17 protein-coding genes are annotated in these 19829 nt (G+C 69.5%); 12 read left to right on the forward strand and 5 right to left on the reverse strand.

What is annotated here, in order from left to right; genetic code table 11:
* Nucleotides 1–5 precede the first annotated feature (5 nt).
* The 3 genes from GJ743_RS14405 to GJ743_RS14415 are packed head-to-tail and all read left to right on the forward strand — an operon-like array spanning nt 6 to nt 3202.
* Nucleotides 6–1088 (forward strand): zinc-dependent alcohol dehydrogenase, encoded by a 1083-nt coding sequence (locus tag GJ743_RS14405; protein WP_230386804.1) that lies wholly within the window; start codon nt 6–8, stop codon nt 1086–1088.
* 60 nt (nt 1089–1148) lie between these two features.
* A complete protein-coding gene (locus GJ743_RS14410; RefSeq protein WP_155052601.1) occupies nt 1149–2207 on the forward strand; it encodes a 2,3-butanediol dehydrogenase in 1059 nt (352 codons plus the stop codon).
* 20 nt (nt 2208–2227) lie between these two features.
* Complete coding sequence (locus GJ743_RS14415) at nt 2228–3202, forward strand: zinc-dependent alcohol dehydrogenase (protein ID WP_155052602.1); 975 nt, start codon at nt 2228–2230, stop codon at nt 3200–3202.
* A 69-nt stretch (nt 3203–3271) separates the two neighbouring features.
* Here the strand turns inward: GJ743_RS14415 and GJ743_RS14420 are convergent, their stop codons facing one another.
* Complete coding sequence (locus GJ743_RS14420) at nt 3272–4351, reverse strand: SDR family oxidoreductase (RefSeq protein WP_155052603.1); 1080 nt, start codon at nt 4349–4351, stop codon at nt 3272–3274.
* 341 nt (nt 4352–4692) lie between these two features.
* Here GJ743_RS14420 and GJ743_RS14425 point away from each other — a divergent pair, with 341 nt between their 5' ends.
* The 6 genes from GJ743_RS14425 to GJ743_RS14450 all read left to right on the forward strand — a co-directional run bounded on the left by GJ743_RS14425 (nt 4693) and on the right by GJ743_RS14450 (nt 12751).
* Nucleotides 4693–5709 carry an ABC transporter permease gene (locus GJ743_RS14425; RefSeq protein WP_155052604.1) on the forward strand — a complete coding sequence of 339 codons (1017 nt, stop codon included), beginning with the start codon at nt 4693–4695 and terminating at the stop codon, nt 5707–5709.
* Between the two features lie 75 nt (nt 5710–5784).
* A complete protein-coding gene (locus GJ743_RS14430) occupies nt 5785–6885 on the forward strand; it encodes a substrate-binding domain-containing protein (RefSeq protein WP_155052605.1) in 1101 nt (366 codons plus the stop codon).
* A gap of 98 nt (nt 6886–6983) precedes the next feature.
* Complete coding sequence (locus GJ743_RS14435) at nt 6984–9521, forward strand: ATP-binding cassette domain-containing protein (protein ID WP_328289208.1); 2538 nt, start codon at nt 6984–6986, stop codon at nt 9519–9521.
* Between the two features lie 4 nt (nt 9522–9525).
* Nucleotides 9526–10560 carry a ketopantoate reductase family protein gene (locus GJ743_RS14440; protein ID WP_328289209.1) on the forward strand — a complete coding sequence of 345 codons (1035 nt, stop codon included), beginning with the start codon at nt 9526–9528 and terminating at the stop codon, nt 10558–10560.
* Nucleotides 10557–11684 (forward strand): ketopantoate reductase family protein, encoded by a 1128-nt coding sequence (locus tag GJ743_RS14445; RefSeq protein ID WP_155052606.1) that lies wholly within the window; start codon nt 10557–10559, stop codon nt 11682–11684. Before GJ743_RS14440 ends, GJ743_RS14445 begins: the two co-directional genes overlap by 4 nt.
* 2 nt (nt 11685–11686) lie before the next feature.
* Complete coding sequence (locus GJ743_RS14450; RefSeq protein WP_155052607.1) at nt 11687–12751, forward strand: ketopantoate reductase family protein; 1065 nt, start codon at nt 11687–11689, stop codon at nt 12749–12751.
* Here the strand turns inward: GJ743_RS14450 and GJ743_RS14455 are convergent.
* Both GJ743_RS14455 and GJ743_RS14460 read right to left on the reverse strand, forming a co-directional pair.
* Nucleotides 12739–13038, reverse strand: a complete 300-nt coding sequence (locus GJ743_RS14455) for a Dabb family protein (RefSeq protein WP_155052608.1) — start codon at nt 13036–13038, stop codon at nt 12739–12741. The two genes, GJ743_RS14450 and GJ743_RS14455, sit on opposite strands and share 13 nt — an antisense overlap.
* Entirely contained in the window at nt 13035–14063 is a 1029-nt protein-coding gene (locus tag GJ743_RS14460; RefSeq protein WP_155052609.1) for an NAD(P)-dependent oxidoreductase, read from the reverse strand. The genes GJ743_RS14455 and GJ743_RS14460 overlap by 4 nt, the downstream gene beginning before the upstream one ends.
* 69 nt (nt 14064–14132) lie before the next feature.
* Here GJ743_RS14460 and GJ743_RS14465 point away from each other — a divergent pair, with 69 nt between their 5' ends.
* Nucleotides 14133–14885 carry a cupin domain-containing protein gene (locus GJ743_RS14465; RefSeq protein WP_155052610.1) on the forward strand — a complete coding sequence of 251 codons (753 nt, stop codon included), beginning with the start codon at nt 14133–14135 and terminating at the stop codon, nt 14883–14885.
* Between the two features lie 15 nt (nt 14886–14900).
* On the opposite strand, the gene GJ743_RS14470 is transcribed toward GJ743_RS14465, so the two are convergent.
* On the reverse strand, nt 14901–15581 hold the full coding sequence (locus tag GJ743_RS14470) for a GntR family transcriptional regulator (protein ID WP_155052611.1): 681 nt from the start codon (nt 15579–15581) through the stop codon (nt 14901–14903).
* A complete protein-coding gene (locus tag GJ743_RS14475; RefSeq protein WP_230386805.1) occupies nt 15578–16087 on the reverse strand; it encodes a VOC family protein in 510 nt (169 codons plus the stop codon). Before GJ743_RS14475 ends, GJ743_RS14470 begins: the two co-directional genes overlap by 4 nt.
* Nucleotides 16088–16269: 182 nt before the next feature.
* Here GJ743_RS14475 and GJ743_RS14480 point away from each other — a divergent pair, with 182 nt between their 5' ends.
* Nucleotides 16270–18456, forward strand: a complete 2187-nt coding sequence (locus tag GJ743_RS14480) for an alpha-ketoacid dehydrogenase subunit alpha/beta (RefSeq protein ID WP_155052613.1) — start codon at nt 16270–16272, stop codon at nt 18454–18456.
* Entirely contained in the window at nt 18456–19823 is a 1368-nt protein-coding gene (locus GJ743_RS14485) for a dihydrolipoamide acetyltransferase family protein (RefSeq protein ID WP_155052614.1), read from the forward strand. The genes GJ743_RS14480 and GJ743_RS14485 overlap by 1 nt, the downstream gene beginning before the upstream one ends.
* The last annotated feature ends 6 nt before the right edge of the window (nt 19824–19829 follow it).

Below are 19829 nucleotides of genomic sequence, written 5' to 3' on the forward strand. Positions count from 1 at the left end.
CGGTCATGACCACACCCGTGGGCAACATGGAGGCCGTCGTCTACCACGGTCGAGGCGACGTGCGTGTCGAGCGACGTCCGATTCCGATCGCGGCCGAGGGTCAAGCCCTCGTCAAGGTGCTGCGCAGCGGTATCTGCGGCACGGATGCCACCGAGTGGAAGTCCGGTCCCATCATCTTCCCGATCGATCGGGTGCATCCGAACAGCGGCCACACCGGTCCGCTGATCATCGGTCACGAGTTCGTCGGCGAGATCGTCGATCTCCCCGACGGGCCGGTCGACGGCCTGCAGGTCGGGGACCCGGTGGCATCCGGTGCGGGCGTCTCGTGCGGCGAATGCGATCGTTGCGTGGAGGGGCGGACGAACCTCTGCGCGCGATACGCGACGCATGGCCTGAACGCCGACGGGGGCCTGGCGGAGTACGTCGCGGTCGAGACGTCGACGCTCGTGCGGATTCCCGACGGATGTTCGCTGGACGACGCCGGAGTCGCCCAGCCGCTCGCCGTCGGGCTGCATGCCGCGCGCCGCGCCGGCGCCCGCGACGGTGACCACGTGATCCTGTTCGGCGCCGGCGCGATCGGCACCTTCATCCTCGCCGGGCTGGTCTCCCTGGTGGACGCGGACATCACGGTCGTGGACTTCGCCGGCGAGCGCCTCGAGCGCGCCCAGCGCCTCGGAGCCACCCGCACCGTCCCGGTCGACGCCGACCTGCTCCCCACGCTGCGGGAGATCGTCGGCAGTGCCGGTGCCGACATCGTGATCGAGGCGACCGGCGCACCCGGACAGCTCTCGAACGCGCTCGACCTCGTGCGCCAGGGCGGGACGATCCTCGGTGTCGGATTGCCGTCGGCGCATCAGGACCTCGACGTGCACCGGCTGGTGATGAACGAGGTGACGATCACCACGACCGTCGCGCACGTCTGCGACGAGGACCTGGGGCCGGCACTCGAGATCCTCGCGACCACCGACCTCGGCGACGAACTCGTCGAGGCGGTCTACCCGCTCGCCGAGGTGCCGCACCAGCTCGCGCGTCTCGCGAACGGCGAGATCCGCGGCAAGGTCCTGTTCGATCCGACTCGATCCTCCTGAACGCCGTGGCCGCTGCGCCGACGCGGCGGTCGCCCCGAACCCAGAAAGGCAGCCAGTGCCATGAGAGCAGCCGTCTTCCACGACGCGAAGGACATCCGAGTCGAGGACGTCGCCGAACCGACGACCGTCGGCCCGCACGAGGTGCGCCTGAAGCCGTACTGGTGCGGCATCTGCGGAACCGACCTGCACGAGTACGCGGTCGGGCCGATCGTCATACCCACCACACCCCATCCGCTCAACGGCTCGACCGCGCCGCAGATCCTCGGGCACGAGTTCTCGGGGGAGGTCCTCGAGGTCGGTGCCGAGGTGACGTCGGTGCGCGTGGGCGACCGGGTCTCGGTCATGCCCCTGCTGTTCTGCGGCGCATGCTACTTCTGCCGGCGCGGGCTCAACCACCTCTGCACGTCGATGGCCTGCGTCGGCCTCAGCGACGCGTGGGGCGGCATCGCCGAGCAGTGCGTCGTCCCGGAGTCGAAGGTGGCCAAGATCCCGGACTCGATGAGCGACATCCAGGGCGCGCTCGTCGAGCCGACCGCGGTCGCCGCCTACGGCGTCGATCGAGCGGGCGTGCGTCCGGGCGACACCGTGCTCGTCACGGGCCTCGGGCCGATCGGCGCGCTCGCGTCCCTGTACGCGGCGTCGCTCGGCGCGACGGTCTACATGTCCGAGGTGAACCCGAAGCGGCAGGAGCTCGCGCGCTCGCTCGACGTGGGCGAACTGCTCGACCCTCGGTCGACGGATGTCGCGGCGGAGCTCAAGGACCGCACCGGCGGCATCGGCGTCGATGCGGTCATCGAGTGCTCGGGCAACGAGATCGCGCTGCAGACGGCGCTCGCCTCGGTGCGAGCCTCCGGCAACGTCTCGCAGACCGGCCTGCACACCAAGCCCGCGGCGATCGACCCGATGGTGCTGTCCGAGCGCGACATCACGCTCCGCGGCACCTGGTGCTACCCGGTCACGGACTGGCCGCGCATCATCGATCTCATCGGCCGCGGGCGCGTGGACGTGGAGAAGGTCGTGAGCGCCCGCATCGACATGGCCGACATCGTCGAGCAGGGCTTCGAGACGCTGCTCTCGCCGACCGGCGACCAGGTCAAGGTCCTCGTACGGGCCGAGTGAACGAAGGAGATCCGAGCAACATGAAGGCACTGCAGTACATCGCCGTCGGGACACCGTCGGTCGAGGAGCTTCCCGTCCCGGAGATCGCGGAGGACGAGGTGCTCGTCGCGGCCAGGTCCGTCGGCGTCTGTCACTCCGACATCGAACTGCTCGAGGGGCGGTACATCATCCCGTTCGAGTACCCGATCATCCCGGGACACGAATGGTCGGGCGAGGTCATGGCGGTCGGCTCGAAGGTGACGGGCCTCGCGAAGGGCGACCGCGTCGTGGGGGAGTGCGTCATCGGGGACGACCACTTCGGGTTCTCGATCAGCGGGGCCGCCGCGGAGTTCTTCGTGGCGAAGGAGAGCTGGCTGCACAAGCTCCCGGACGGTGTCTCCTGGACCAACGGCGCCCTGGTCGAGCCGTTCAGCGTCGCCTACTACGCGCTCATGCGCGTCGGCAACGTGAATGCCAGCGACACGCTCGTCGTGCTCGGCGCCGGACCGATCGGCCTGTGCGTCACGGCGGCGGCCGCCGCGCTCGGCGCGAAGACGATCGTCGCGGAGCCGAGCGCATCCCGGCGCGACCAGGCGGTGGCGCTCGGCGCCCAGCGCGCCGTCGACCCGGCCGAGCTCGATGAGGTCCTCGCGAGCGAGACCGGCGGTCGGGGCGCCGACGTCGTGATCGAGGCGAGCGGCCGGCCGGAGGTCATGGCCCGCGCGCTCGAGATCGCCGCGTTCAAGGGCCGGATCGGGTACATCGGCATCGACGTGGGACGAGAGGCGCCGGCGAAACTCGGCCTCATCCAGTCGAAGGAACTCACCATCACGGGCTCTATCGGGTCGCCCGGCGTGTGGCCCGAGACCCTGCGATTCATGGCAGAGGCGGGCATCGACCTGTCAGCGCTCGTCACCCGGCGCTTCGGCGTCGACGAGGCGACCGCCGCGCTCGAGGCCGCGCAGCGGCCGGCCGAGAACATCAAGGCGCACATCGAGTTCACGGCGACCGCCTGACCTGCTTCGTCCTCCGAGACCGAAAGGGGCGGTGCCGATCGGCACCGCCCCGTCCGCTTCCGCCGCCGATCAGGGGATCAGCTTGGCCGCGCGGTAGCGCTCCACCTTGTCGAAGAAGCTCTTCGGCGTCGAACGGAAGCCGAGGAACCCCGCCTCGCGGCTCTTCGTCATGTCGGTGATGCACTCAACCTCGCGGCCCAGGTCGCTGTCGCTGTGCCACCAGGAGGCGAGCTTCGCGACGTCGGGCTCGACGAGGCCCTCGCGCTCGGCGATGCGTCGCCAGGCCCCGGGCGCGACATCCGTCATCGAGTCGACGAGCGTGCGCGGTGTCTCTTCCGGACCCTCCCACTCGACGCCGAAGTAGTCGGCGACCTGCGGCCACAGCCAGCGCCAGCGGAACTGGTCGCCGTTGGCGATGTTGAACGCCTCGTTCTCGCCCTCGGGGTGCGTGGCAGCCCAGACCAGCTGCTCGCCGAGGAGGTCGGCGTCCGTCACGTCGGTCACGAAGTTCCACTGAGCGACGGAGCCCGGGAACACGAACGGCCGGCCGAGCTCCTTGCAGATGGTCGCGTAGGCCGAGAGCGTGAGCACCATGTTCATCGCGTTGTCGACGGCGAAGCCGAACACCGTGTGCGACCGGTGCACGCTCCACGTGAAGCCCATGCGCTCGGCCGCCGCGAACAGCTCGTCCTCCTGCGCGTAGTAGAAGTTCGGGCTGGGCAGCCGCGGTTCGGACTCGTGGAACGGCGTCTCGGCCTTCACTCCGGTCGCGTAGTCCTCGAAGGGGCCGAGGTAGTGCTTGAGTCCCGTGAGCAGGGCCACGTGACGAACACCGCCGTCCGGCTCGAGCGCGGCGAACAGGTTCCGCAGCGTCCGCGAGTTCACCTCGATGTTCTCGGCCTCCGTATCCTTGCGGATCCATGCCGTGATGATGACGATCTCGGGACGCAGTCCGGCGAGGGCGGTACGCGTCGCCTCGGCGTCGAGCAGGTCCACCTGAACGGACGTGACGCCGTCCCGCAGGCGCCCGGCGCGCCGGGCCAGGCCGTGCACCTCCCATCCCGCATCGACGAGTTGTTGCGTGACGGTCTGGCCCGCGATGCCGGTCGCTCCGACGACGAGCGCGCGGCGCGGCTGCTCCGTGTTCATGCATGGACCTCTTTCGAACGTCGTTGTTCAGTTGAGGTAAACAGTAGCGCAAACCTGCCCGGTCGAGCCATGCCGGTGGCCGCGGTGTCGGCTCGACGGCGGACGCAGAGAGGATTCCGGCCCGGAATCTCAGGGAAGTCGGCGCATGTGACGCTCCCGCTGAGCGTGCGGGATGCTCGTCGGAACGGGACCGTCGAGGCGATCGACTTCGCGCGAAGGGCGGGAATCCGGGCGAATCGTTACCTACAACGCTTGTGAACACGACCGGAGATCCATAAAGTGTCACTCAACACTTCGTTCGGTCCGGCCGGACAGGTGGTGAGACTTTCGAAGGGGAGAGCATGACCGACGACTCGACGCCTCAGCGTCTCACGAGCGCCCGTCTCGGCGTGTCGAAGGGTCTGCTGACGATGGCCGTCTCGACGGTCGTCCTCGTGATCCTCGGGTTCGCCCTCGCCCCGAGCAGCGTGTCGCAGGGAGCGGTCCTCGGCATGCTGCCGTTCGCATCGGTCCTCGCGATCGTCGGCCTCGGCCAGATGCTCGTCGTGCAGCAGGGCGGGATCGACCTGTCGGTCCCCGGCGCCGTTTCGTTGGCGGTCGTGCTGTCCACGCACATCCCGAACCAGGACGACTCGATGCTCGTGCCGGCGATCCTCGCCGTGTACGCATGGGCCATCGGAGCCGGTCTGCTCAACGGCTTCATGGTCGGTCGACTCGGTCTGAACCCGATCATCGCCACGCTCGGCACCAACGCGCTGCTCTTCGGTGCCGTGCTGGGCATCTCCGGCGGCATCCCGCGCACGACCACCAGGCTCCTGAGCTCGATCGCGGGCGGTCGTACCGCAGGCATCCCCAACGCCCTGCTGATCGCACTCGTCGTGCTGGTGCTCGTGACGATCCTCGTCAAGCGGACCGTCGCCGGACGTCGATTCGAGGCCGTGGGCGCGAGCCCGGCGGCGGCGCGTGCGACCGGGCTGCGCTATCGCACTCACCGCGGCGCTGCGTACGTCTGGGCCCAACTGCTCTTCGCGACGGCCGGCATCATGCTCGCGGGCATCACCAATCAACCGACGGCGTTCCAGGGCAACACCTACCTGTTGACCTCGGTCGCGGTGGTCGTCCTCGGAGGCACGTCCCTCCTCGGCGGTCGCGGCTACCCCGTTGCCACGTTCGTGGCCGCGCTGTTCCTGAGCCAGCTGGACCAGTTCGTCCTCGCCCTCGGCGTCCCGTTCGCCGTCCGCACGCTCGTGCAGGCTGCGGCCCTCGCCATCGGCGTGGCGATCTACACCGTCGACTGGGCCGCGCTGCGGAGACGGCTCGCCGCGAGGCCGGATGCCTCGGCGCCGGCCGCACCCTGAGACCCCCGCTCCATCGGAGCGAGGTGCACCAAGAGAAACGTGCGACATGGCGGTCGCGCGGATATGGAGGACAAGATGATTCACCGCAGAATCGCCACGGCGATCGCCGTCGCGGGCGTCTCGGCACTGGCTCTCGTGGGCTGTTCCTCGGGCGGGGCCGATGAGGCCGCCGAGGGTGGCGGCACCTCGGTCGAAGGCGCGCCCGCGTGGTGCGGTCCCGAGGAAGCCGTGGTCGGCCTGCTCGACGGCTTCGGCGGCAACAGCTGGCGGCTCGTGACCACTGCGGCCGGCCAGGCCGAGGTCGAGAAGTGCCCGAGCGTCGTCGAGTACCTGTACGCGGACGGCCAGGGGGACACCCAGAAGTCCATCTCCGACATCCAGGGCATGGTCGCCTCGGGGGCCGACGCGATCGTCGTCTTCCCGGATGCCGGCGAGGCGATGCTCCCCGCACTGCGCAGCGCGTACGAGGCCGGCGTCGTGACGGTGCCGTACCGGGTCGACCCCGGCGGAGAGGACGGTGTCGACTACGACATCTGGGTCGGCGCCGACTTCGTCGCCGATGGCGTCGCCTGGGGCGAATGGATCGAGCAGAACTTCCCCGATGGCGCGAAGATCCTCTTCCTCAGCGGCCCCGCCGGCAACAGCCAGGGCCTGGACGAGCGCGAGGGCTTCGAGTCGGTGCTCACGGACCCGAAGTACGAGTTCATCGGCGAGCAGCCCTACGAGGTCACCAACTGGGACCCGGCGCTGACGCAGCAGGTGCTCACTGCTGCGATCGCCAAGTACGACCAGATCGACGTCATCGTCTCCGACTTCGGCCCGTCGCTCGTCGGCGCGCTTCCGGAGTTCGAGAAGAGCGGGCGCTCGATTCCCGCACTGGCCACGTCGGACGGCAACGTCCTCGCCTGCTTCTGGCAGGAGAAGTCGCCGGACAACCCCGACTTCCTGCTCACCACGGTCGCCACCGGCAACGACAACGTGCGGCTGGCCGTGCAGCACGCCGTGGCGCGTGCCACGGGCGGAGAGATCCCGTCGGAGACGATCTTCGAGGCGCCGCAGTTCGAGGACTCGGTCGACGGTGACCCGAGCGAGGTCGAGTGCCGCGACGACCTTCCCGGTGACATCTACCTGTCCGCCGAGATGAGCGCCGACGAGCAGGCCGCGCTGCTCGAGTAGCGCCTTCCGCCCCGACCTCCCGGTCCGCTGCCGAGCAGCGGGCCGGGAGGCCCCGAAGCCCACTGACCGTTCATGAGCCCCGGAGTGAGGATCCTCACGTGAACATCCAAACCGCCGAAGCGCCGACCACCGTCGCCACGCTCGTCATGTCCGACATCTCGAAGAGCTTCGGAGGCGTCGCCGCGCTCACCGATGTCTCGCTGGAGGTGCTTCCGGGGGAGGTCCACGCGCTGCTCGGAGAGAACGGCGCCGGCAAGTCGACGCTCATGAACGTCGCGACCGGCACGATCCGGCCGGATGCCGGCACCATGGTGTTCCGCGGCGAACTCATCGACAACATCGATCCCCGGGACGCCGGGCGGCTCGGCATCGCGTTCGTCCACCAGCACCCCGCGGTCCTGCCGGACATGACGGTGTTCGAGAACCTCCTCGTCGCGCTCCCCGCGTCGGTCTTCGCCGAGGGGCCGTCGCGGGAGGAGTTCGCGCGATCCCTCCTCGATCGCGTGAACCTCCGAGTGCACCTCTCCGATCGGGTCGAGACGCTCACGGTCGCGCAGAAGCACCTGCTCGAGATCGCGAAGGCGATCGCGGTGAAGCCGGCGCTCCTCGTGCTCGACGAGCCCACCGCGCCGCTCGGCGAGGAGTCCGTGAGGATGCTGTTCCGCCTGGTGCGCGAGTTCGTTGCAGGGGGAACGTCGGTCGTCTACATCACCCACCGCCTCGCGGAGGTTCGCGAACTCGCCGACCGAGTGACGGTGCTGCGCGACGGGCGGCTGCGCGCCACCGCCGTCGTCGAGGAGATCTCCGACCGGGAGCTGCTCTCGCTCATCGTCGGCCGTCAGCTGGACTCGACCTTCCCACCCAAGTACGACGGGCCCGAGGGCGAGGAACCGAACTTCGTGCTCGATCGCCTCAGCGGCCCGGGGTTCAAGGATGTCTCGGTCGCAGCGCGGCGAGGCGAGATCATCGGCGTCGCGGGCGTGGTCGGGAACGGCCAGAGCGACCTGTTGCGCTCCCTCGCCGGGCTTTCGCAGTTCGACGGCGCGGTCACGATCAACGGCACCGGGGTCAGCAGCAAGCGGCTGCTCAGCGAGGCCGCCTACCTCCCCGCCGATCGTCTCAGCGAGGGCCTCATGATGCGGCTCACCGTTCGCGAGAACGCCGCCGTCTCGGCGCTCACGCGCTTCCGTACGCGCCTGCTGCTCAGCCGCAAGCGCGAGCTCGGCATGGTCGGCGACACCCTCGGCTCGCTGTCCGTGAAGGCCGCGTCCCTCGACGCACCGGTCTCATCCCTCTCCGGTGGGAACCAGCAGAAGGTCATGGTTGCGAGGGCCCTCCTCTCCGAGCCCGAGCTGGTGCTCGCCGACGAACCGACGCAGGGCGTCGACGTCGGCGCTCGCGCCGAGATCTACCAGATCCTGCGCGAGGTGTCCGCATCCGGCATCCCGGTCATCGTCGCCTCGTCGGACGCCAAGGAACTCGAGGGCCTCTGCGACACGGTCATCGTGATGTCGCGCGGCCACGTCGTCGACGTGCTCCGCGGGGACGAACTCACCGAGGAGCGGATGATCCACGCCGCCGTCAGCTCGACCACGCAGACCGTCGGCGTGGAGGACGTGGCCGAAGCGGAGTTGGACGAGCGCGCCGCCGCGCGTCGGGCGAAGGTTCGGCGCTTCGTGCAGGGCGACTACGCGCCGTCCGTCCTGCTCGTCGCGGTGATGGTGCTGCTCGGGGCCTTCATCTTCGCCCAGAACGACCGATACCTCGGGGCGTTCAACATCTCGGCGATGCTGCTGCTGGTCTCCGCACTCGGGTTCATCGCGATGGGACAGACCATCGCCCTGCTCACCGGTGGCATCGACCTCTCGGTCGGTCCGCTCGTCGGATTCCTCGTGGTGATCGGCTCGTTCTTCATCCTCAACGAGTCATCCGGTGCGTCGATCCTGCTGGGTCTCGCGGCCATGCTCGGGACCTCGATCGTCGTGGGCCTGGTCAACGGCACCCTGATCCGATACGTCAGGTTCACCGCGATCGCCGCGACCCTCACGGTCTACATCGCGCTCCAGGGCATGAGCTTCATCCTCCGCCCGACTGCCGAGGGCTTCATCAACTCCGAGGTCTCACGCGCGATCACCACCAAGCTCGGTCCGATCCCCATCGCCTTCGTGGTGCTCGTGCTGCTGGTTCTCGGACTCGAGTACGCGCTCCGGAAGACTCCGTGGGGCTGGCGCTTGCGCGCCGCCGGCTCCGATGAGGAATCGGCCCGCCGGGTCGGCGTCGAGATCAACCCCACGATCGTCATGGCCTACGTGGCGACCTCCGTGCTCACCTTCCTGGGCGCGATCATGCTCATGACTCAGATCGGCGTCGGCGATCCGGCGCAGGGCGTGGCGTACACCCTCTCGAGCATCACGGCGGTCGTCCTGGGTGGAACGAGCCTGCTCGGGGGGCGTGGCACGTTCGTCGGCACCCTGTTCGGGTCGATGCTGCTCGTCCAGGTGCTCAATGCGACCGTGTTCCTGAGGCTCGACCAGATGTGGCAGTACATCCTGCAGGGCGTGCTCATCCTCGCGGCGGCGATCCTCTACGCGGTCGCCCGCTCGAGCCGGCGCCGCCGGGTCGCGCGGAAGGCCTGATCGGGTGGCGGGCGCACCGCGGATCGCCGTCCTCGGCGCTGGGGCGAACGGGGCGGGGATCGGTGCGGACCTCACGCGCGCCGGACACGACGTGACGTTCGTCGAGCAGTGGCCGGAACACGTCGAGGCGATGCGAGACCGCGGCATCCGCGTCGAGATGCCGGGCCTCACCGAGGTGACCAGGGTGCGTGCCCATCACTTCTGCGAGGTGGCCGAGCTCCGCGAGCCCTTCGACCTCGTGTTCGTGGCGGTGAAGGCCTACGACACGCGGTGGGCGTGCGAGCTGATCCGACCGGTGCTGGCGGAGGACGGGCTCGTGGTCGGAGTGCAGAACGGCATGACCGTCGACGACATGGCCGACGTCGTCGGTCCCGAGCGGACGATCGGTGCGGTGATCGAGATCGCCGCCAACCTGTTCCGGCCCGGGGTGGTGGAACGGCAGAACCGCCGCGAGGAGACCTGGTTCGCGGTCGGTGGGATCCACCCGCTCGCGACTCGCCGCGTCGAGGAGGTCGCCGACGTGCTCCGAGCGGCCGGGCACGTCGAGGTATCGGCTGACATCCGCTCGTCGAAGTGGATGAAGCTCGTCGTCAACGCCGCCGAACTCGTCCCCTCGGCGATCCTCGACCTGCCGCTCGATGAGGCGGTGCGAGAGCCGGGAATGCGCGAGTTCATGGTGCGGACCGGGCGAGAGGCGGTTCGGACGGCGCTGGACGACGGCGCCAGCCTCATTCCGATCATCGGCATGACCGAGACGCACCTCGGCGATGCCGACCGATTCGCAGACCGGCTCCTCGAGATCGTGCTCGATGTCTACACGCTGCCGAGCACGCTCACGACCGTCCTCCAGGACTGGCGCAAGGGTCGGCGTGCGGAGATCGAGGAACTGAACGGCTTCGTCAGCCGCGCGGCCGAACGGTCGGGCGGCGTCGCCCCGTGCAACGCGCGGGTGGCCGAGTTGGCCCGCGAGATCGAAGCGGGTCGGCGCACGGCCGGTCGAGGCAACCTGGCCGAACTGATCGCCGCGGTGCCCGCATGAGCGGCGCGACGGCGGATGCCCCGTCGCTCACCGGGCATCGGATCGCCGTGCTCGGTGCCGGGGCCAACGGGTCCGGCATCGGCGCGGACCTCGCACGGGCGGGGCTCGACGTGACCTTCGTCGACCAGTGGCCGGCGAACGTCGAGACGATCCGGCAGCGGGGCGTCCGCGTCGAGTCGCCGACCGGTGCCGAGGTGACCGAAGTGCCGGTCCTGCACCTGTGCGAGGCCGCCGAGCTCCGGACGCGCTTCGACGTCGTCCTCCTGCTGGTCAAGGCATACGACACCCGCTGGGCGTGCGAGCTCATCAAGCCCTATGTCGCGGGCGACGGCGTCGTGGTGGGCGTCCAGAACGGCATGACCACGGGCGACATCGTCGAGATCATGGGTTCGCATCGCGCGCTCGGAGCGGTCATCGAGGTGACTGCCGCCATGGAGGAGCCCGGAATCGTCATGCGGCATTCGGGCCACGACCGATCCTGGTTCGCCGTGGGTGCGCCGGATCGGGCGAGCGAGCACCACGTCCCCACGGCCGCGGCGATCCTGCGGCATGCCGGCGTCGTCGAGATCACCGACGACATCGCCTCGGCGAAGTGGATGAAGCTCGTGCTCAACGCCGCCGAGTTGGTGCCGTCGGCCATCCTCGACCTGTCGATCGCCGACTGCGCACGCTTCGAGGGCATGCGCGAGATCATGCTCGAGGCGGGGAACGAGGCGATCCGCGCGGCGCAACTCCTCGGACTCCGGATCCGTCCCATCTTCGGCATGACCGGGCAGGCCGCCTCGGCGCCGGAGACGTTCGTCGAGACTGTGCTCGACGAACTGCTCGCCGAGTACGTGCTTCCGCACTCCCGCTCCACCGTGCTGCAGGACTGGTCGAAGGGACGCCGGGCCGAGGTGCGCGAGATCAACGGCGCGGTCGTCGACGCGCTCACCCGATTCGGCGAGCCGGCACCGGTGAACCGCGCCGTGGTCGAGCTCGCCCTCGAGATCGAAGCCGGACGCCTGACACCCGGAACACACCTTCAGGCCGTGCTCGCCGCTCGCATCGCCGATCTGCGCCGTCCGACGGCATCCGCTCGACCTGCCGTCGCCGACGACCCGTATCCATTGAGGAGGACCTGATCATGGACCTGAACGCGCTCCGCATCGCCGTCGTCGGCACCGGTGCGAACGGCGCGTCGATCGGCGCCGACCTGATCCGTGCCGGACTCGACGTGACCTTCATCGAGCAGTGGCCCGCGCACGTCGAGGCGATGCGGGCCGACGGGCTGACCGTGCACCTGCCGGACGAGACCCAAGTGACTCCGGTCGAGGCGTACCACCTCTGCCAGGTCGCCGAGCTGCGGACCACCTTCGACCTGGTGTTCACCTCGGTCAAGACCTATGACACACGGTGGGCATGCGAACTCATGAAGCCGGTCATGCGCGACGACTCGGTCATGGTGGGCCTCCAGAACGGCATGACGATCGATGCGGTCGGCGACATCCTCGGCGCCCACCGGTCGATCGGGGCGGTCCTCGGGATCGCGGCGAACATGTTCGAGCCCGGGGTGGTCGTGCGCCAGGTCCCGCCGTCCGGCACGTGGTTCACGGTCGGCACGATGGACGGTCGCCGCACCGAACGCCTCGAGCAGGTCGCCGCGGCGCTCGCCCACGCGGGCGTCACCGAGGTCAGCGACGACATCCGCTCGTCGAAGTGGATGAAGCTCATCGCCAACATCCCCGAGATGCTCCCGTCGGCGATCCTCGGCGTGCCGCTGCTCGCCGCCGTCGCGCTCGAGGGCGTGCGCTCCGTGATGGACGCGGCCTCCCGAGAGGCCTACGCGCTGGCCACGGACCTCGGAATCCGCATGCTGCCCGTTCTCGGCAAGACGGTCGAGCAGGTCCCGGACTCCGACCAGTACGCGCTGGACCTTCTCGACGTCGTGCTCGAGCGCTTCTCGCTGCCCGACACGCGCGTGGCCGTGCTGCAGGACTGGGACAAGGGCCGTCGAGCCGAGCTCGACGCGTTCAGCGGCTACATCGTCGCGAAGCGGGCCGCGATCGGCGGCCGGGCGCCGGTGAACGAGGCGATCCTGGGCCTCGCGGAACGGATCGAGGCCGGGGAGCTCTCCCCGTCGCCCGACAACGCGGCGAGCCTCGTGGCGTCGGCGGCGTCTGCCGCTGCGGACGCGATTCAGCGTTCGTAGTCGACAACCGCGCGTTCGGCCACGATCGCATCAATGGTCGCGACCGCCCGTCGGTGCGCCGGGTGGTCCTGATAGCGGGCGAGATCGTCCCACGAGTCGTGCTCGGTCTCGAGCACCGCGTGCCAGTGCCGATCGATCGTCCCGGGGTCGGCCGAGACGCGGAGGCTCAGCACGCCGGGCACGGATGTCGCGAGCGGTTCCAGCGCGTCGCGCAGGGTCTCGAATGGGCGGGGCACGGCTCCGGGGACGGGATCGGTCAGCTTGAACAGCACGACGTGGCGGATCATGCGATGCCCATCTCGTCTCCGAGGGAGCCCCGGGTTCGTCGAGCCCTCGTGACTTCTGCGACCGCCGACCAGTCGAGTTCGCGCAGTGCGGGGTCGGCGAGTGCCGCCTCGAACACGTCCCGCAGGACCGGCGCGACCGGGAGGGTCACTCCGAGCGAATCGGCGGCACCCTCGGCCAGGGAGAGATCCTTCAGCCCGAGTGACATCGCGAAGCCCACGGGCTCGTAGCGGCGGCCGGCGATGAGCGGGCCGTAACCTCGATGGGCCGAGCCGCTGAACGCGGTGTGGGTCAGGATGTCCACGAACTCCTGGGGATCGATCCGCGCCGACTCGACGAGCACCACCGACTCCGCGATCGACTGCAGGGCATTGATGATCGAGTAGTTCACCGCGATCTTCACGATGCTCGCCATCTTCGGATCGGCGCCGAGGTTCCAGACGCGCTGGCCGAGACGTTCGAGCGTGGGCATGCCGGCGTCGATCGCGGCGGCGTCGCCGGATACGACGACGAGGAGCGCGCCCGTGGATGCGACGGTCGACCTGCCGAGCACAGGGGCCTGCACGTAGCCGATTCCGCGGCGTGCGTGTCGCTCCGCGAGCTCGCTCGCGGCGGTGGGGCTGATGGTCGCATGGTTCACATGGACCCGCCCGGGCGGGATCCCAGCGAGAAGCCGATCGTCGAACAGCGAGAGGACGGCCTCGTCATCGGTGAGCATCGAATGGACGACACGGGCTCGCGAGAAGACCTCGTCGGGAGACGCCGCGGTGCCGATGGCGAACCGTTCGGCAAGTTCCTCCGCGCGGCCGGGGCTTCGGTTCCAAGCGACGACATCGACGCCCTCGTCGACGAGCCGCTCCACCATTCCGCGACCCATCGCGCCCAGGCCGAGGAAGCCCACTTCCAGATCCACGTCGACCTCCTCGCAGCGGTTTCTCCGCATCACCGTCCAATTTGTACAGTAACGTTGAACAGGGTCCGATGCAAACGCCGGAATCCGAGCAATTGCGGTGACGTCGGCTATCATTGCCGCACGGAAACATGTTCAGCAGTGCTGAAAGATCACTGCGAACCACGGGGCAGGAGAATACGGCTGATGCAATTGGATGTCGGGTCGGAACTCCGCCGCGTGCGGGAGTCGCGGAAGCTCAGTCTCCGCAATGTCGCAGGCGCCGTGGGCGTTTCCGCGAGCCTGCTGTCGCAGGTCGAGACGGGGAAGACCCAGCCGTCGGTGAGTACCCTCTACGCGCTCGTGAACTACCTCGGCATCTCGCTCGATGGGCTGATGGGCACGAGTCGTGCCGGGGCGCCGTCACTCGGCGTCGCGAACCCCGCCGTCGAGTCGACGCCGTCGGGCACCAGGTCGAGCGATGCGGTGGTCCAGCGTCGCGAGGACAACCCGGTGATCGAGATGGAGAACGGCGTCACCTGGGAGCGACTCGCCGTCGGCGCGAGTTCCGTGGCGGACCCGCTCATCGTGACCTACGAGCCGTCCGCGTCCAGTTCCATGGAGGGCAAGATGATGCGTCATGCGGGGCTGGAGTACGGCGTCCTGCTCGAGGGCGCGTTGACCTTGCGCATCGACTTCGACACCTATGAGCTCGCACCGGGCGACTCGTTCTGCTTCGACTCGGGTCGCCCGCATCTCTACGTGAACCAGTCCGATCAGCCGGCGCGAGGCATCTGGTTCGTGATCGGCCGACGTGACATGTCGTACCAGTCGCTCGCGGACCTGGGCCACGAGCAGCCGGGTGATCCGCGCCCGATCGCCTCGGCCGTCGATGTCCTCCATGCGATGAAGTCGATGCGCTCCGCCCCGAGCGCCGGCGCCGACGGTCCCGGGGCCTGACGCGGACCGCGCTCCTCATCCGGAGGTCGTGAAGACCTCCGGATGCCGCGAAAGCAGCCTCCGCGTACGCCGGATGTGACCTTCGATCGTGCGCGCGGCGCCTTCGACATCCCCTTCGCGGAGTGCGACGACCATCAGGTGATGCTCGTCGTGCATGATCCGTCTGGTGTCCGCGTCGGCCAGTACGGTGTACGCGCGGCGGTAGGGCTGGGTAAGGTTCCAGAGCCGTTCGACCAGGTCGCCGAGCATGAGCGTCTCGGCGCGAGAGTAGCTGAGCATGTGGAACTCGCGATCGACGCGCACGAACTCGCCGACGTCGTCGGTCGAGGACATCGCCGCCGCGAGCTCCTCGAGGCGGTCGAGGTCGGCCTCCGACAGGTGGGGCGCAGAGTGCGCGAGCAGGAGCGGCTCCAACCGCTCGCGCGTCTGGTAGACCTCTTCGCACTCGGCGAGGGTGAGCCGGGAGACCCAGGCCCCGGCGTTCGGCACGAGTGTCACCAGACCCTCCGCCTCGAGCGATTTCAGGGCCTCGCGCACCGGAACTCGGCTCGCGCCGAAGCGCTCGGCGATCTCCTCCTGGCGCAGGCGCGAACCCGGGGCGAGGTCGCCGTGCGCGATCGCGTCGCGGATGCCGCTGGCGACGCGCATCGCGGCATTGCCGTCGCGCGACGCCGGCGCTTGCAGGTCCGACGTCATGCGAGTGGATCCCGAGGGTCCCAGAGCTTGACGGTGGACCCCGCCTCATAGGCCTTGCCCTGCGGGAAGCTCACGAGCTCCAACTGCATCCCCCAAGGGGCGAGGAAGTAGACCCAGCGCTGCCCCTCGCTCGCGTTCCGACTCGCGGTCGGATCTCCGAGGATGCGCACGCCGTGCTCGCGAAGGTGGGTGATCGCCGCGTCGAGATCGTCGACGTAGAACGCGAGGTGGTGACCGCCGATGTCGCTGTTGCGCGGCTGCGAGGCTTGACCGTCCGCCGGCTCCCACTGGAAGACCTCGAAGTTCGGCCCGTGTCCGCAGCGGAAGAATCGCAGCTCGCGCATCACGGATCGCGGGTGGACGTTGAGGTGCTCGGCCATCCATTCGTCTTCCCGCTGGAACGGACCGAGCGTGTAGACGTACTCGCAACCGATGACGTCCACGAAGAAGCGGTGCGCCTCGTCGAGGTCCGGGACCGTGAACCCGATGTGCTCAGTTCCCCTCAAGCCCGGCAAACCCATGATCCACCCTTCCGTCGACGGCGACTGGATGCAATTCTAGCCCCAGAGTGGACGTCGGCGGAACCATCGGCCATTCCTGGTCTTGGATTGGATCCAATCATGGAGTAGCATGATCGCATCGCCCACGCACAGCCGCGTCGGGCGGCCGCCGACGGAGGACCGCAGCCATGCCGAGACGACGACGCCTCGAAACCACCCCCGAGTGGGTCGAACTCACGACGACCGCAGCGGACTGGAAGAGCGCCGACCCGGCACTCCTCGAGACGATGCTGGGTCAGCTCCACCTGATCCGCGCGTTCGAGGAGCGCGTGCTCGAGCTCGCCGCCGACGGCCTGGTCCATGGTCCGGCGCACTCGTCGATCGGGCAGGAGGGGGGCGCCGTCGGTTCGATCGTCGCGTTGCGGTCGACCGACGCCGTCAACGGTTCGCACCGAGGTCATCACCAGTTCCTCGCGAAGGCCATCACGCATGCCTCCGCTGGGCGGCTCGATCTCGGGCGGCTGGTCACCGACGACGTGCAGGCCGTGCTTCAGCGCACCCTCGCCGAGATCCTCGGACTCGCGCAGGGCTTCTGCCGCGGCCGAGGCGGTTCCATGCACCTGCAGTGGTTCGAGGCCGGCGCGCTCGGCACGAACGCGATCGTCGGCGGCGGCGCGCCGATGGCGACCGGAAACGCCTGGGCGCAGAAGCATGCGGGCACGACCGACCTCACGATCAACTACTTCGGCGACGGCGCCGCGCAGATCGGCTCGGTGCTCGAGTCGATGAACCTCGCTGCCGCGTGGAAGCTCCCCGTCTGCTTCTTCATCGAGAACAACCTCTACGCGGTCTCGACGCGCATCGAGGAGGCCGTCGCCGACACCCGCCTCTCTGTTCGCGGCCAGGGTTTCGGCATCCCGTCGTGGCGGGTCGACGGCATGGACCCGCTGGCGGTGCACCTCGCGATGCAGGAGGCCGCCGAGGTCATGCGCTCGGGCGGCGGACCGGTCATCGTCGAGGCCGAGGTCTACCGGTACTTCCACCAGAACGGCCCGTACCCGGGCAGCGCCTTCGGCTACCGCACGAAGGAGGAGGAGGCGGAGTGGCGCGAGCGCGACCCGCTCGAGCGCGTCGCGACCGAGCTCATCCGCCTGGGCCGGCTGACCCGCGAGCAGGTCGACGCCGTGCGCGAGCAGGCGGTCGCCGCGATGGACGCCGCCACCCGCGAACTGCTCGAGGACGACCCCGAGACGAAGGGGCGCCGCCGCATCCGCCCCGAACTCTGGCCCGACCCCGAGTTCGTCGACATCGGCGTGCGCGGCGACGGGAGCGAGCTCGGCGAGCTGCGCACCCTCGAGCCGACCGACGACGACCGCGAGCGCGAGAGCCTGAAGTTCGTCGACGCGGTCGCTGGCGTCATGGAGCGCCGCATGGGGGAGGACGAGCGGATCATCGTGCTCGGCGAGGACGTGCATCGGCTGAAGGGCGGTACGAACGGCGCGACGAAGGGTCTGTCGACGGCCTACCCCGAGCGCGTGCTCGGCACTCCGATCAGCGAGAACGCGTTCGCCGGCCTCGGCGGCGGTCTCGCGCTCGACGGCCGTTTCCGGCCAGTGGTCGAGTTCATGTACCCGGACTTCATGTGGGTGGCCGCCGATCAGGTGTTCAACCAGATCGGCAAGGCCCGGCACATGTTCGGCGGCGACAATCCGGTGCCGCTCGTGCTCCGCACCAAGGTCGCCATGGGCTCGGGCTACGGCTCGCAGCACCTGATGGATCCGGCGGGGATCTTCGCGACGAGTCCCGGATGGCGCATCGTCGCCCCATCGACGGCCGAGGACTACGTCGGCCTCATGAACGCCGCGCTCGCCCTGCAGGACCCCGTGCTCGTCATCGAGCACGTCGACCTCTACAACGAGAAGGACACGATCATCGCGGGCGACCTCGACTACGTGATCCCGCCCGGCACCGCCGCCATCCGTCGCGAGGGTGCCGAGGTCACCGTCATCAGCTACCTCTCGATGGTGCGGCACAGCCTCGAGGCGATCGAGCAGACCGGCGTCGACGCCGAGCTCATCGATCTTCGCTGGCTCGACCGGGCCTCGATCGACTGGGCCACCATCGAGTCGAGCGTGAAGAAGACGAATGCGGTGCTCATCGTCGAGCAGGGTGCGCAGGGCACGTCGTACGGCGGATGGCTCGCCGACGAGATCCAGCGCCGGCTCTTCGACTGGCTGGATCAGCCCGTGCAGCGGGTCACGGGCTCCGAGACGTCGCCGTCGATCTCGAAGGTGCTGGAACGCGCGGCGATCGCCCGGACCGAGGAGGTCGTCACGGCACTCGAGACCGTGCGCGCGAACGCGGGAGGTGCGTGATGGCCACGACCGTCCGCATGCCCGAGGTACTCGCGAACACGACCGAAGCCGCGATCCAGTCCTGGTCGGTGGCGGTGGGCGACGCGGTCGCCGTGGGGCAGCCGCTCGCCGAGATCGAGACCGACAAGGCGGTCGTCGAGTACGCGGCGGAGGTCTCCGGCACCGTGCTCGAGCTGCTCGTCGCCGAGGGCGACCTCGTCGACGTGGGCGCGCCGATCGCCGTGGTCGGGGAGCCCGGTGAGACGGCGACGGATGCCGCGCCCCCGCCGGCCGCGCCGACGGTTGCCGCACCCGCCGATCCCGAGTCCGCATCGCCGGTCGCCGACGCCGAAGCCGCCTTCGATGAGGTGGCCCGGGGCGTGTCGCAGCACGACCTCGCCGAGCCCGAAGCGGGCACGAACGCGGGCGGGGCCGCGGGTGGGAACTCGGCCTCCGGCCGACGGTTCATGAGTCCCCTGGTCCGACGGCTCGCCCGTGAGCACGGCATCGACCTCTCCGGGGTTTCCGGGTCGGGGCCGGAGGGGCGAATCGTCCGCAGGGACGTCGAACCCCTGATCGATGCGAAGGCCTCCGGCGCGACGGCATCCGCCCCGGCCACGACGCCGTCGACCGCGCCCGCGTCGCCGGCACCGGCCGCGGCGCCCGCGGCGACGGCATCGGCCCCCGCGCCCTCGGCGCCCGCGGCTGCCGACGCCGAGCTCATCCCGCACACGCGCATGCGGCGCACGATCGCGCGTCGTCTCGTCGAGTCGAAGACCCAGGTGCCGCACTTCTACCTCACGGCCGAGTGCCGGGTGGACCGGCTGCTCGAGTTGCGCCGCGAGCTCAACTCGTCCGGCACCCTGAAGATCTCGGTCAACGACCTGGTGGTCAAGGCCGTCGCCGGCGCGTTCGCCGACGTGCCCGAGGCGAACCGCACGTGGACGGATGAGGGCGTGCTGCAGCATCGCACGGTCGACGTGGCGATCGCCGTCGCGATCGACGACGGACTCGTGACGCCCGTCATCCGCGGCGTCGAGGCGCTCAGCGTCTCGGAACTCGGCCGCCGCATCGCCGACCTGGCCGGGCGCGCTCGCAGCGGAGGGCTCCGCCAGCACGAGATCGAGGGCGGCAGCTTCTCGGTGTCGAACCTCGGCATGTACGGCACGCGCGAGTTCAGTGCCATCATCAATCCGCCGCACGCGGGAATCCTCGCGGTCGGCGCGGCCCGGGAGGCACCGGTCGTCGTCGACGGCGCGCTCGCGGTCGGCACCGTCATGAACGTGGCGCTCTCGGCCGACCACAGGGTCCTGGACGGCGCCGTGGCGGCCAGGTGGCTGTCGGCGTTCGTCGCGAGGATCGAGCACCCCGTGACGATCCTCGCCTGATCGCGG

Source organism: Agromyces bracchium (assembly GCF_009709675.1).
Lineage (GTDB): Bacteria > Actinomycetota > Actinomycetes > Actinomycetales > Microbacteriaceae > Agromyces > Agromyces bracchium.